Below are 13644 nucleotides of genomic sequence, written 5' to 3'. Positions count from 1 at the left end.
TTGGAGCCAGCATTGCGTAGGGTGCATCACCCTGAAAGGGCGATGCACCAATTACCCCAAATCAATCAGCTATGACCATCAAGAATGTTGGTACATCACCCCTTTGGGGTGACTGCACCGTACAGGTGAATTAACCAACCTTACAGCTTTTAAGTAATTTTAAACTCAGCCACCACTTCACGCAGTCGGCTGGCGGTGTAGTCGAGGTGGCTACAGCGTTCTGCCGCTTGTTGCGCGGCATGAGTGTTTTGTTCACTTAACACACTCACCTCCTCAATTCGGTTTGCAACATCTTGGCTGGCTTGTGCCTGTTGCCCTGCGGCAGTCGCAATCCGTTCTGCCTGAACCGCGACCTGATCGGCAGCCGCTTCCACCTCATCCAACCCCGCGACACTGCTACGCATATTGCTCATGCCATCATCCACTTGCTGCACAGCAATTTGCATCATCTGTACCGCACGCTCCGTCACGGTTTGGATTTCGTCCACCATGCGAGTGATGTCTGCCGTACTGACCCCCGTACGTTCCGCCAAAGTGCGCACTTCATCAGCCACCACCGCAAAACCTCGCCCCACCTCACCTGCACGGGCCGCCTCAATCGCGGCGTTTAAGGCTAATAAATTGGTCTGATCGGCAATACCACGGATGGTTTGTGTAATGGCGCCGATTTGATCAATAGAACGATGCAATTCATCAATCGCCGAGCCCGATTCACTAACCGCAGTCACCACTTTTTCGGTGACATTCAAACTGCTCTTAATCGCCTCACTGCTGTGACGCACCAGTTCCCGCGATTGTTGCGCCGCAGCGGCTGCTTGTTGTGCCCCATGTGACACTTCGACAATGGTTTGACTCAGTTCTTCTGTCGCGGCAGCAACCGCTTGTGTACGGCCTTGTTGCTGGTGTGATTGGCTTTGCACCAAATCCATTTCATGCCTGAGCGATTCCACATGACCATCAATTCGGTGTGAAGCACGTGAAATACGTTCCAACACCGCTTTTTGTCGGGTTTGTGCCACGGCAAGATCACACAACATACGGCCAATTTCATCACGGCCACTGACATCAATAAACCGGCTTAAATCACCCTCGGCAATCCCTGCCAGCACATATTGGCTATTACGCATCCCCTGTGTCAGACGGCGTAAAATCCACAGATTGATTAACAACACTAAGCTAATTGATACGATGGCACCTATCGTCCCTAACCAGAAAATCCTCTCAAAGTTGGTCTGTTCGTTTTGATGTAACGATTCGGTATGCTGTTCAAAATACTGCATCAAATCACGATTAACATTAAACGCCTGTTGATAAATTGGATTCACCTTTTCCAATAAAATACGGTTGGCTTCTAAATAATTGTCTTTTTGTAAAGCTTGAAATGCAGGGCCAATACCTTCTTCAACGTAGCGTTGGCGGATTGTGCTCCACTCACTGATTTTTTGTTTAGCAGTGTTATCTAGCGGTAGGCTGGTTAACTTATTGAGCAATTCATCAATACGCTGACGGTTGGCTTGAATTTTTTCCAAGTGCATGGTCAAGGCATGGTCATGTGCCTTAGCAAAAGGATTAGTGGGTTCGTGTTGTAGCGAAAGCGCGATTTGACTGCGATTTTCGCCCATCAATAACACCACTTCACTGACCAAGTTGGATGGAACTAAGGCCTCATCATGCAGCGCACCTAAGGCTTGGTTGCTGTGTTGAATCCCCCACATACCAATACCCGTACCGGCAATTAACGACACTACCGATAGCGCAGTGGCAAACCACAGTTTTATCCGCAGCGGAATGGCAGCAAGACCACGCGCACTGCCCGAGAGCCGTCGTTTCGGATCGGCTTTCAACTTGGCATACAACGCCTCTGCCGCTGCGACATCATGCGATTTTGGGGCAGCGCGGACAGATAGATAGCCGGTGACTTCACCGTCTTTTCTCACCGGCACCACCACCGCCTCGACCCAATAGTGATCACCATTTTTACAACGGTTTTTGACCAAACCACGCCAAGGGTAGCCTTTTTTTAATCGCCGCCACATTTGCTCAAATGCCTGCGGTGGCATGTCGGGGTGACGCACAATATTGTGGCTAGAACCTACCAATTCCTTTTTGTCAAAACCGCTAATTTCAACAAAGGCATCGTTGCAATCCACGATCTTACCTTTGAGATCCGTACGCGAAACTAGGTAACATCCAGTAGGGAATGGAATGTTTTTTTGGGTAATTGGTAAGTTAATTTTCATATTTGGTCACAGCAAAGCGGGTGAGTACGCAGATTGAAAATGCGAAAAACACATATTAGTGCCTTAAAAGTGGATTGTGCAGATTTTTCGCAAAAAATTTTCTGCATTAAGCATGAATTATTCTCGCATTATGCAATATGCCCAAGACATGGTGCATGGCGCAATTGCACAACACTCTCTAAAATCGAAGCTTATTTTGTTCTCGGCTCGGACGATCATGCGCCTTCCTTCTCTTATTGTTGCAGCCGCTGTGTTGGTGTTAGCGGCCTGTTCGACTCCACCTAAACCCCCGACCACGGTAACCCCTCAGGGACAGTCGCCACAGCCGCATTACCTACGCAGCCAATGGCAGATGTTACCCGGTTGGCAAAGCAGCGATTTCCGGTCGGCGTGGCCAGCATGGGTCGCCAGCTGTCGCGTGTTAGAAAAACGCGCTGGCTGGGAACAGGTGTGCCGTCAGGCGCAAGGCGTGGATGGCCGTGATGCTCAGGCGATTCGGGCCTATTTTGAGAGCCAATTTTTGCCGTACCGTTTAATGGATCAAAGTTATCGCTACACGGGTTTGGTCACTGGCTATTACGAGCCTTTGTTGCGTGGCAGTTTGCAACGCACCGCCGAAGCGCGCTATCCAATCTATGGCATACCCTCTGATTTGGTAAGTAAAGGCACCCAACGGGGACGGATTGAAAATGGGAAGTGGCTGCCGTACTACAGCAATGTTGAAATTGCCCAAGGTTTCGGCCCACGCCCCGAACAGGCCTTAGCATGGGTAACCGATCCCATTGAACTGTTATTTTTACAAATTCAAGGGTCTGGCCGAGTGGAATTGCCAGATGGTCGCCATTTGCGGGTAGGTTTTGCCGATCATAATGGCTTTGCTTATCAATCGGTTGGCCGTTGGTTGATTGATCGTGGTGAATTAAAACCGAACGAAGCCTCGATGCAAGGCATCAAAGCATGGGCACAAGCCAATCCTCAGCGTTTACATGAATTGTTAGCCGCTAACCCGCGTTATGTGTTTTTCCGCCGTTTGGCTGATGCCCCAACACACCAAGGCCCGCCCGGTGCATTGGGTGTGCCGTTAACACCAGAGCATTCGGTAGCCATCGACCCCCGTTATACCCCATTGGGTGCACCGATTTGGTTAGATACAACCTTACCGCTGTCGAGTCAGCCGCTACAACGGTTGGTGTTTGCTCAAGACACTGGCTCGGCAATTAAAGGGGCGGTACGCGCGGATTTTTTCTGGGGATTTGGTGCCAAAGCGGGTGAGGTGGCTGGGCGGATGAAACAACCGGGCCAGATGTGGACATTATTACCGCGTGGAGTCTTACCTCCGGCGGGTGTCGCAATTTATTAACGAATAAGGGAAAGGGCGTTATGCCGAGGCTGAAACAACTAATCACACTGATCGTCCTGTGGGGTGGGCTGCTGTTACCTGCTATGGCAACCACGGCAGAAGCACCACCACGACAGCTCTCAAGCAGTGATGTGGTACAGGCTCGGCAACAGGCATTAGCGCAAACCCTAGCGGTGAATGGTCTGTTAGAAGCCACCCAAAGTGCAGTGTTATATGCACAAGTGGAAGCTGTCGCAAAACAGGTGCGGAAACAAACCGGTGAGACCGTCTCAGCAGGGGAATCATTGGTGGTGTTCGAGGCGCGTGAATTGCAGGAAAAAGTGCGAGAGCAACAGGCGCTACTGGCCACCACAGAAGCGCGTTGGCAGCTTGCACAACAAAAATTGCTCAAGCAACAAGAGCTGTACCAACGTCAATTTATTTCGCATTTGGCCCTGGAAGAATTTCAAGCAGAATTAGCCGTGCAACGCGCTCAGCGACAGGCACAACGCGCACAATTGCAACGCGCACAACAAGAATTAAGTTACGCCGAGGTAAAAGCCCCTTTCGCTGGTGTGATTGCCGAACGCCATATTGAAGTCGGCCAATTGGCTGCCCGCAATAGCAAACTGTTTCATATCGTGAACCTCGACCGTTTGCAATGGAAGGTCACCGTTCCTGCTCAACATATTGCTGGCGTCAAAGTGGGACAACACGCTGAATTGCGTGTCGAAGGCGATTCCCGTCGCTATCAAGGACAGGTTGAGCGCATCAATCCGGTTGCCATTGCCGGCAATCGCAGTTTTCAGGTGTATGTCGCAGTCGAGAATCGCCATCACCATTTGCGAGTAGGGCAGTTAGCACGCGGTGAGTTGGTGTTGGCACAGGCCGCGCCAGCAGTTGTATTGCCCTTGAGTGCGATTCGACAACGACAAGGCGAACAAGGATGGGTCTTGCGGGTTCGGCAAGGTAAGGCAGAGAAACAGGCGGTAAAACTGGGTTTTACCAATCAACAGTGGGCGCAGGTTGAAGGGATTGCTGCTGGAGAGTGGGTGATTTTGCCACAGGTGTTGGGTATTGCGCCTGCAACACCAGTGCGTTTGCCACAGCCTTAACCCTGAGAAAGTTGCCCTATGTGGATTACCCGCGTCAGTTTAAATAACCCCTATTTTGCTGCCATGTTGATGGCGGCATTGGTGGTCTTGGGGTTGTTCTCGTTGGCTCGCTTGCCAGTAGAAGAATTTCCAGACATTCGCTTTCCAATTGCTGTGGTCAGCACACAATACCCGGGAGCATCCCCGACAGTGGTGGAAAGTGAGGTCACTCGACCTTTAGAAGAAGCATTAAATACCTTGGCAGGGATTAAACACCTGCGCTCGTACTCGTTTGAAAGCTCATCGGTGATTGTGGTTGAGTTTGAGCTCAGCGTAGACCCAGCTACTGCGGTACAAGAGGTGCGCGATAAGGTGGCGACAGTCACCGGTCAGTTCCGCCGTGAAATTTCCAATCCAACCATCAATCAAGTCAACCCATCAGATAGCCCGATGATGACGCTGATTGTCTCTTCAGACAGCCTACCGCCGCGTGAGCTGAGTACATGGGCCGATCAAGTGTTGCGCAAGCGTTTGCAAACGGTGTCTGGCGTGGGTGAGGCAAAGGTTGTCGGGGCGATTACACGAGAAGTGCGAGTTGAAATCGACCCCATTCGCCTGCAATCGTACGGGCTAGACATTGCAACGGTAAATGATGCGATTGCACGAGCCAATCGAGATTTCCCAGCGGGTCGTCTGACAGGACAAGAACCCGAGATTGCTTTGCGGGTGGATGGTAAGTTAAAAACCGTCGCCCAGTTTGCCGAGATTGAACTGGTTTGGCGCAACGGCAGTGCCGTCTATTTGCGCGATGTTGCAACGATTCGCGATGGCGAGCAGGAATACCAGTCATTGGCGCTGATCAACGGTCAACGAGCCCTTTCTTTAGAAATTAAAGCGGCGAGAAGTGCCAACATCGTTGCCACTTCTGCCGCAGTGAAAGCGGCATTAGCTGAACTCAAAGCCCAATTACCAGCAGGGGTGATGCTGCGGGTGATGAACGATAAAGCGGATGATGTCCGTGATTCACTCACCACGGTGCGCGATACCTTGCTAGAAGGAACAGCGTTGACTGTCCTGATTGTGTTCCTGTTTCTCGGTTCGTGGCGCAGTACGGTGATTACTGGTTTAACCTTGCCGATTGCGCTGATTGGTACATTATTCGCGATTGCTGTGGCAGGGTTTTCCATCAATGTAATGAGTCTATTAGCACTGACTTTGTCGATTGGCTTATTGATTGACGATGCTATCGTAGTGCGTGAAAACATTGTCCGTCATGCAGGTTTAGGGAAATCTCATTTTCAAGCAGCCCTAGAAGGAACGGAAGAAATCGGGCTCGCAGTCTTGGCAACCACCTTCACCGTAGTAGCAGTTTTTCTCCCCGTGGGCTTTATGGGCGGCATTATTGGGCAGTTTTTCCAACAATTTGGTCTGACTGTGGTTGTAGCGGTCTTGATTTCGTTGTTGGTCAGTTTTTCCCTCGATCCAATGCTCAGTTCCATCTGGTATGACCCACACCGACACGGTGATGCCCACCGTGGCCCGCTAGGGCGTCTGCTGGATCGCTTTGAAACGTCAATGGACAGTTTGGCAGAGCGTTATGCTTTGGCGATTGATTGGGTGTTACAACATCGTAAAACCACCTTAGCCGCTGCCACGGTGTTGTTATTGGGCAGTTTTGCGCTAGTGCCGGTGATTGGGGCTGAGTTTTTGCCCAAGTCAGACACCGGAAAAGTGACTGTTAAGTTTAAAACCGCTGCGGGTTCTAGCTTGGAATATACCGAACAAAAAGCCCGCCATGTCGATCAACTGTTACGGCAAGCCACTGAGGTAAAAGATATTTATATCAATATCGGCGGTGGATTTGCTGAGGGTCGCAATCAGGCCTCTTTGCAAGTGATTTTGCATGATAAAGCGGCACGTGCCCGCTCTGTTTTTACCCTAATGGAAGTATGGCGACAGCAGCTACCTCATATCGCGGGGATTGAGTTGCAATCGGTCGCCGTGAGCGGCGGCCCGGGGGGAAATGAAAAACCGATTCGGGTCGGTATCCGTGGCCAAGATATGGCAACTTTAGAACGCATTGCTGTTGATGTGCGACAGCGTTTGCGCCAAATTGACGGCGTAACAGATATCGAATCCAGTTTAGATGCCGCTGAGCCAGCCCTGTCATTGCGTCTACAGCGCGATGCTGCAGCCAGCCTTGGGATTGACATGGAACAACTGGGGCAAACGTTGGCAGTGTTATTGGCGGGTAAAGTGGTCTCGACGTGGGAAGCACCAGATGGCGAAAATTACGATGTGCGGGTCATCGTCCCCAAACCAGCACGACAGCCCCTGTTGTTGGAGGACATTCAAATTGCTGGACGCAGTTTAGGCGATGGCAGCCGTGAAATGGTGCCCTTGAGCACCGTCGCAACAGTGGTGGAAACACAGGTACCGCGTCAAATTAACCGCATGGATCAGGCTCGCGAGTTAACCCTCACTGCCAATATCCAAGGCCGAGATGCCCAGCATGTGTTTACTGAAGTGGCAACCTTGCTACAAAACTATCGTTTACCGACTGGCTATCAATTTGACCAAGGTGGCGAGAGTCAAGATTTACAAGAGTCGTTTTCGTATGCGGTTCAGGCTTTGGCTATCGGTGTCATTTTTATTTACATGATTTTGTGCGCTCAATTCCGCAGCTTCTTCCAACCGATCGCGATTATGATGTCGCTACCCTTGGCCTTTATTGGGGTGTTTTTAGCCTTATTGGTCTGGGGCAGTACCCTCAATATGTTCTCGGTAATTGGGGTAATTATGTTGATGGGTTTGGTGGCGAAAAATGGGATTTTGCTGATCGATTTCGTCAATCAGGCACGCCGTGAGGGAATAGATCGTCTAGCTGCCTTGAAAGCTGCAGGCCGAGTGCGTTTACGCCCCATTTTAATGACCAGTTTGGCAATGATTTTTGGCATGTTGCCCTTGGCACTTTCCCGCGCCAGCGGAGCAGAACTGAATGCTCCGATGGCACAAGCGGTGATTGGTGGGCTGTTAACATCCACTTTACTCACCTTGTTTGTGGTACCGGTGGTCTATAGCTATTTGGATACTGCCTCGGCGTGGTTGCGCCGCAAGTTTAGTCCTCCTCGCCAGCAAACATAACTTTATCCACTTCTTTTCGCGTCAGATGGGCGGCAAATAGCTCGATAAAGTGGTAAGCAAAACCACGTAAATAAGCATCACGTCGGATGCCAATGCGGGTGGTGGAAGGCTGAAACAGATGAGCAGCATCGATAAGGCGCAAACCGTGATCGCGCTCTGGCTCAAACGCCATTGCAGCGATAATGCCAATCCCTAAACCGATGTTGACATACGTTTTAATCACATCGGTATCGATGGCGGTTAGCACCACGTTAGGTTCCACCCCTGCGTCGGCAAAGGCACGATTGATTTTCGAGCGGCCCGTAAAAGCAAAGTCGTAGGTGATAATCGGCCAGCGGCCAATATCGGCTAACGTCAATGGTCGGTTGAGGGTCAATAACGGATGGCCTTCTGGTACGACAATGGCACGGTTCCATTGATAGCAAGGCAGCGCAGCCAACTCAGGAAACGAGGAGATCCCTTCGGTAGCAATCGCAAAATCAGCTTCACCCGTCACCACCATTTCACAAATTTGGGTTGGGCTGCCTTGTTTAATCGACAAACCCACTTCTGGATAGCGTTCACGAAAGCGGCGTACCGTTTGTGGGAGCGCGTAACGCGCTTGGGTGTGGGTGGTGGCAATAGTTAAACTGCCTTGATCTTCATGGGCAAATTCTTCACCTACCCGTTTCAGATTTTTGGCTTCTAGTAAAATTCTTTCGGCGATATGTAACACATGCTTACCGGGCTCACTGACTGCCACCACTCGCTTGCCATTGCGGATAAAGACTTGAATGCCTAATTCATCCTCTAGCAATCGGATTTGTTTTGACACCCCCGGTTGTGAGGTATGCAGTTTTTCTGCCGCTTCCGAAATATTGAGCCCTTGCTTATAGACTTCGACCAGATAACGCAGCTGTTGTAATTTCATCATGAGCCCCTTGCTGAATTTTTAATAACTAATTGTGCTTAAATCCTAACATAATCTTCTTTCATAGTTCTAAACTGCTTGCTTTAGACTGCGGCAAGATTTTATTTTGCGAGAAATTCAGCATGTCATTAGCCGCAAAAATTGCCATCGCACAACAGTTGTTGGCAGAAATTGCCCAACACCACGCCCCCGCTGTGTTTGCCAATAGTTTGGGCGCAGAAGATATGGTGTTGACCGATCTTATCGCTCGTCAGCAGTTACCGATTCCAGCATTTTGTTTGGACACCGGCCGTCTGCCTGCTGAAACCTATGAATTATTAGCCAAGGTGCGCCAGCATTACCCTGATTTGGCGTTACAAGTTTATTTCCCAGACACCCATGCCGTTGAAACATGGGTAGCAACGCATGGTATCAATGGCTTTTATGATTCTGTTGATTTGCGCAAGGGCTGTTGTGAAGTGCGTAAGATGCAACCCTTACGCCGTGCCCTCGCCGGGCAACAAGCGTGGATTACCGGCCTCCGCCGACAACAATCGCCAACACGACAAGATTTGAGTGATCGCAGCTTTGATGCCGATCACGGGTTGATGAAATTCAATCCCTTGATTGAATGGACAGAACAAGAAGTGTGGGAATACTTGCGACAATACCAAGTACCCTATAACGCCTTACATGATCGTCACTATCCCTCCATTGGCTGTGCGCCCTGTACGCGGGCAATTGCAGTGGGGGAAGATGTTCGCGCTGGCCGTTGGTGGTGGGAAAACCCAGAATCGAAAGAATGTGGTTTGCATGTGTCTTCTGCGCTGAAACGGCCTCGTTAAAACCGCGCTGTTTTGCATAAAGTGAGTTGCTATGTATCAATATGATGAGTTTGACCGCCGAGTGGTTCGTGAACGGGTGGCACAGTTTCGTGACCAAACCCGCCGTTTTTTAGCCGGTGAGTTATCTGAAGATGAATTCCGTGTATTGCGGTTACAGAATGGTCTGTATATCCAACGCCATGCGCCGATGTTGCGAGTAGCCATTCCTTATGGCGTGTTGTCCAGTCGCCAGTTACGGGAGTTAGCAGGGATCGCCCGTGATTTTGACCGTGGCTATGGTCACTTCACCACCCGGCAAAACATCCAGTTCAACTGGGTTGAGCTGCCTAAAGTACCCGATATTTTAGAGCGTTTAGCCGAGGTAGATTTACACGCCATCCAAACCTCGGGTAACTGTATTCGCAACACCACCACCGATGTCTTTGCTGGTGTAGCAGCGGACGAGTTTGTTGATCCTCGCCCGTGGTGTGAAATTATCCGGCAATGGAGCACCTTACACCCTGAATTTGCTTTCTTACCACGTAAATTCAAAATTGCCGTTGCAGGCAGTGCTCAAGACCGTGCCGCCACATTTGTCCATGATATTGGCTTGCACATGCAACGTAATGCGGCAGGTGAAATTGGCTTTAAAGTGATTGTCGGCGGTGGATTGGGACGGACACCGATGATCGGTGATGTAGTACGCGAATTCCTCCCTGCACCGCATCTGTTAACGTATCTTGATGCAGTCTTACGTGTTTATAACCGCTTTGGTCGGCGTGATAACAAATACAAAGCGCGGATTAAAATTCTCGTCAAGGCAATGACCGTCGCAGCTTTTGCTGCCAAGGTAGAAGAAGAATGGGCGCACTTAAAAGATGGCCCAGCAACCTTAACGGTCGAAGAGATTCAACGTGTCGCACAGGCTTTTGTTGTGCCGCAATATGAAACCTTGACTCAACCTGACACCGCCTTCCAAACCGCGCTAGCCGAGGTACCGGCTTTTGCCCGTTGGGTGAAACGCAATACCCATCTGCATAAACAACAGGGTTACCGTGCTGCAATTTTGTCCTTGAAAGCCACTGGCCAAGCTCCTGGCGACTTAGATGCAGATCGAATGGAGAAAGTGGCTGAGTGGGCACAGCAATGGAGCTTTGGTGAAATTCGTGTCAGCCATGAACAAAATCTTGTGTTGCCACACGTGGCCGAGCGTGATTTGTTTACTTTATGGCAAGCCGCAGACGCAGTCGGTTTAGCCCATCCGAATGCAGGTTTGTTAACCGATATTATCTGCTGTCCGGGGGGAGATTTCTGTAGTTTGGCCAACGCAAAATCGATTCCTGTCGCCGAAGCAATTCAGCGCCGCTTTGCCGATCTCGATTACTTGTTTGACCTCGGTGATATTGCCTTGAATATCTCTGGCTGTATGAATGCCTGTGGGCATCACCATGTCGGCAATATCGGGGTATTGGGTGTCGATAAAAACGGTGAGGAATGGTACCAAATCACCCTCGGTGGTCACCAAGGCCCCGATGCCAGTTTGGGCAAAGTCATTGGCCCATCCTTTGCTCGGGCAGCCATGCCAGATGTAATTGAAAAAATCATTCAAGTCTATGTCGAACGACGTGAACCGGAAGAGCGTTTCTTGGATACCTTCCGTCGTATTGGAATTGATGTGTTTAAGGAACGAGTGTATGCCAAAGCTAGTTAGACGCGGAATTGAGGTAGAAGAACAATTCACTTGGGTTGACGAAATCAACCCCGCCGAGGGTTTACCAACGGGGGCGATCTGGGTGCCATTGGTCAGTTGGTTAAATCATCATGCCGCTTGTTTAGCACATAGCGCCCCAGTCGGTGTTTATTTGCAACCAGAGGAAGATCCAGCGTTACTGCTCCCAACCTTGCAGCAAGTCAGCGCGATTGCAGTCTGCTTCCCTGCGTTTCACGATGGGCGGGGATATAGCACAGCACGCCTATTGCGTGAGCGTTATGGTTATACTGGCGAGTTGCGCGCCGTGGGTGATATCGGTCAAGATCAGGCTTATTATCTGGCACAAGTTGGTTTTGACAGCTTCGCCCCTCACGATGAAACGCGGGTGGCGGGTGTCTTGCGCGGTTTGCAAGACTTCTCAGATGGCTACCAAAGCACTTGGGCTCGTCCACTCCCCTATTTCTTACGCCGTCACGAAAAGCCGTGACATTTGTAAAAAAACAACAACTTTGCCCCCAAGATGATAATTTTTGCGCTCAAAGTGTTGTGTATAGGATACGTTTCGCGGCGCGCCCGAATTGACAAGGGTAGAGCCCAAAACCTATATTGGCCGCTAACTGCATAACAACAGTTTGGCAATGCCCTGTCTTTGCAGTGAGCGGGTTCTAGGCGCATCGCTAACACTCCTTAAATAAACAAGAGGCATATCGGATGAAAACTTCGAACAAATTGAAATTGACTAGCCTTGCTGGTGCGATGCTGGTAGCACTGCTGTCCGCACAAGCTCACGCTGTTAAGCCGGGCTACGTGGCCGATCAAGGCACCGATAGCGTGGTTCGCAACAGCTACAACGAATGCTGGCGCACCAGCGCATTCGACAAAGCCACCAACGGCTTGGTTGAGTGTGGTGATGCCGAGAAAAAAGCAGCAGCACCAGTGAAAAAATTGGTGAAAGAAAAAGTGTCTTTGAGCGCAGAAGTGCTGTTTGACTTCAACAAATCCACCTTGCGCGCTGATGGCCGTAAAGCCGTTGATCCTGTGATTGCCAAAATCAAAGGCAATGGCGCTGATTTGCAAGCGGTTGAAGTGGTTGGCCACACTGACTACTTGGGTTCCGATTCCTACAACAAAGCACTGTCCGAGCGTCGTGCTAATGCTGTGAAAAACTACCTGGTGGCCGGTGGTATTCCTGCAGATCGCGTGACTTCGGTTGGTAACGGTGAATCCGAAGCCAAGATGACCAAAGAGTGCCAAGCGAAATTCAAAAAACGTGCTGACCTGATTGCCTGCTTGGCACCAGATCGCCGCGTTGATGTTGAAATCTCCGCTATGCGCGAAGAAGCTGCAAAATAATCGACTGATTATTGCCCGCTTCACCACCCCGTCCCACTGGACGGGGTTTTTTATTGCTTCGATGCAGCATACAATCTGAGCCTTTCTCCCCGTGGCGTAATTTTTCTGATGCAGGTCTATTCTGGTTCTTCTTCTGCTATCGCCATCCCACCCTGTGCTTTGACGATTGGCAATTTCGATGGTGTGCACTTGGGGCATCAGGCGATGTTGGCACATTTGCGTGAGGCAGCGCATCGGCGAGGGTTGCCAACCGCCTTACTGACCTTTGAGCCACTCCCGCGTGAATTGTTTACCCCACTCGACCCGCCCGCCCGCCTCACCACCCTGCGTGATCGTTTAGCGCGGTTAAAGGCCATTGGCTTGGTGGATTATGTGATTGTGCAACGTTTTAATCGTGCTTTTGCAGCCCTCAGCCCACAGGCTTTTATTGAGAAAATGCTGTGCCAACAGTTACACACGCGTTATCTGTTGATTGGTGATGATTTTCGCTTTGGGGCGAAACGTGAAGGCGACTTTGGCTTACTCGCGGCACAACCTTCTTTTGAAACAGAAGCCATGCCAACCTTGGCACTAGAAGGTGAGCGAGTATCAAGTTCGCTGGTACGACAGGCATTGCAACAGGGCGATTTGGTATTGGCAAAACGCTTATTGGGCGCGGATTACCAGATTTCTGGTCGGGTGATCCACGGTAAGAAACTGGGCCGTACCCTCGGCTTCCCAACGGCAAATGTCAATTTGTTGCATCGCAAACCCGCATTGCAAGGGGTGTTTGTGGTGGAAGCAGAAACCACTTTCGGCTGTTTGCGTGGGGTCGCAAGTTTAGGATTAAACCCCACCGTGACCTCTGCTATCTCGCCACGTCCAGACTATCACCTAGAAGTCCATTTCTTTGATTTTGCAGAAGATTTATATGGGCAACGCATCACCGTCCGCTTTTTATCTAAGTTGCGTGATGAAGAAAAATACGACAGCCTAGAACAGCTGGTTGCCCAAATTACTCGCGATGCTGCTGCCGCTCGCGCCTTTTTCCATTGATCAATTGATGTACGA

At 50.4% G+C, this 13644-nt stretch carries 10 protein-coding genes; 8 read left to right on the top strand and 2 right to left on the bottom strand.

Annotation, left to right across the window (positions count from 1 at the left end):
* Positions 1–149: 149 nt before the first annotated feature.
* Entirely contained in the window at positions 150–2240 is a 2091-nt protein-coding gene (locus ACYVJG_RS09930) for a methyl-accepting chemotaxis protein (protein ID WP_460430917.1), read from the bottom strand.
* Between the two features lie 112 nt (positions 2241–2352).
* Between ACYVJG_RS09930 and mltA the strand changes: the two genes are divergently transcribed.
* From mltA to ACYVJG_RS09915, 3 genes are read left to right on the top strand one after another with little or no spacing between them, the layout of a single operon-like run.
* Complete coding sequence (gene mltA / locus ACYVJG_RS09925; RefSeq protein WP_460430916.1) at positions 2353–3600, top strand: murein transglycosylase A; 1248 nt, start codon at positions 2353–2355, stop codon at positions 3598–3600.
* A gap of 20 nt (positions 3601–3620) precedes the next feature.
* Positions 3621–4694 carry an efflux RND transporter periplasmic adaptor subunit gene (locus ACYVJG_RS09920; protein WP_460430915.1) on the top strand — a complete coding sequence of 358 codons (1074 nt, stop codon included), beginning with the start codon at positions 3621–3623 and terminating at the stop codon, positions 4692–4694.
* A gap of 18 nt (positions 4695–4712) precedes the next feature.
* Complete coding sequence (locus ACYVJG_RS09915; protein WP_460430914.1) at positions 4713–7817, top strand: efflux RND transporter permease subunit; 3105 nt, start codon at positions 4713–4715, stop codon at positions 7815–7817.
* On the opposite strand, the gene cysB is transcribed toward ACYVJG_RS09915, so the two are convergent.
* Positions 7792–8727, bottom strand: coding sequence for an HTH-type transcriptional regulator CysB (cysB, locus tag ACYVJG_RS09910; RefSeq protein WP_460430964.1), 936 nt, complete (start codon positions 8725–8727; stop codon positions 7792–7794). The two genes, ACYVJG_RS09915 and cysB, sit on opposite strands and share 26 nt — an antisense overlap.
* A gap of 122 nt (positions 8728–8849) precedes the next feature.
* On the opposite strand from cysB, the gene ACYVJG_RS09905 reads away from it, so the two are divergent.
* The 5 genes from ACYVJG_RS09905 to ACYVJG_RS09885 all read left to right on the top strand — a co-directional run bounded on the left by ACYVJG_RS09905 (position 8850) and on the right by ACYVJG_RS09885 (position 13629).
* A complete protein-coding gene (locus tag ACYVJG_RS09905; RefSeq protein ID WP_460430913.1) occupies positions 8850–9551 on the top strand; it encodes a phosphoadenylyl-sulfate reductase in 702 nt (233 codons plus the stop codon).
* A 31-nt stretch (positions 9552–9582) separates the two neighbouring features.
* On the top strand, positions 9583–11241 hold the full coding sequence (locus ACYVJG_RS09900; RefSeq protein WP_460430912.1) for a nitrite/sulfite reductase: 1659 nt from the start codon (positions 9583–9585) through the stop codon (positions 11239–11241).
* The gene (locus ACYVJG_RS09895) at positions 11225–11728 is read left to right on the top strand and encodes a DUF934 domain-containing protein (RefSeq protein ID WP_022652743.1); all 504 of its coding nucleotides are present in this window, start codon (positions 11225–11227) and stop codon (positions 11726–11728) included. Before ACYVJG_RS09900 ends, ACYVJG_RS09895 begins: the two co-directional genes overlap by 17 nt.
* Positions 11729–11952: 224 nt before the next feature.
* Positions 11953–12594, top strand: coding sequence for an OmpA family protein (locus tag ACYVJG_RS09890; RefSeq protein ID WP_460430911.1), 642 nt, complete (start codon positions 11953–11955; stop codon positions 12592–12594).
* Between the two features lie 108 nt (positions 12595–12702).
* Positions 12703–13629: a bifunctional riboflavin kinase/FAD synthetase gene (locus ACYVJG_RS09885; protein ID WP_460430910.1), complete on the top strand. Its 927-nt coding sequence runs from the start codon at positions 12703–12705 to the stop codon at positions 13627–13629.
* Positions 13630–13644 lie beyond the last annotated feature (15 nt).

It is taken from the genome of Aquaspirillum soli, from assembly GCF_054781915.1.
The sequence above is the reverse complement of the archived record's forward strand: the minus strand, read 5'-3'. Positions and strand labels throughout refer to the sequence as shown.

What these genes read in the sequence shown, in the direction of transcription:
- ACYVJG_RS09930 (WP_460430917.1), bottom strand. Translation starts at nt 2,240, where the DNA reads ATGAAAATTAACTTACCAATTACCCAAAAAAACATTCCATTCCCTACT.
- mltA (WP_460430916.1), top strand. Translation starts at nt 2,353, where the DNA reads ATGAATTATTCTCGCATTATGCAATATGCCCAAGACATGGTGCATGGC.
- ACYVJG_RS09920 (WP_460430915.1), top strand. Translation starts at nt 3,621, where the DNA reads ATGCCGAGGCTGAAACAACTAATCACACTGATCGTCCTGTGGGGTGGG.
- ACYVJG_RS09915 (WP_460430914.1), top strand. Translation starts at nt 4,713, where the DNA reads ATGTGGATTACCCGCGTCAGTTTAAATAACCCCTATTTTGCTGCCATG.
- cysB (WP_460430964.1), bottom strand. Translation starts at nt 8,727, where the DNA reads ATGAAATTACAACAGCTGCGTTATCTGGTCGAAGTCTATAAGCAAGGG.
- ACYVJG_RS09905 (WP_460430913.1), top strand. Translation starts at nt 8,850, where the DNA reads ATGTCATTAGCCGCAAAAATTGCCATCGCACAACAGTTGTTGGCAGAA.
- ACYVJG_RS09900 (WP_460430912.1), top strand. Translation starts at nt 9,583, where the DNA reads ATGTATCAATATGATGAGTTTGACCGCCGAGTGGTTCGTGAACGGGTG.
- ACYVJG_RS09895 (WP_022652743.1), top strand. Translation starts at nt 11,225, where the DNA reads ATGCCAAAGCTAGTTAGACGCGGAATTGAGGTAGAAGAACAATTCACT.
- ACYVJG_RS09890 (WP_460430911.1), top strand. Translation starts at nt 11,953, where the DNA reads ATGAAAACTTCGAACAAATTGAAATTGACTAGCCTTGCTGGTGCGATG.
- ACYVJG_RS09885 (WP_460430910.1), top strand. Translation starts at nt 12,703, where the DNA reads ATGCAGGTCTATTCTGGTTCTTCTTCTGCTATCGCCATCCCACCCTGT.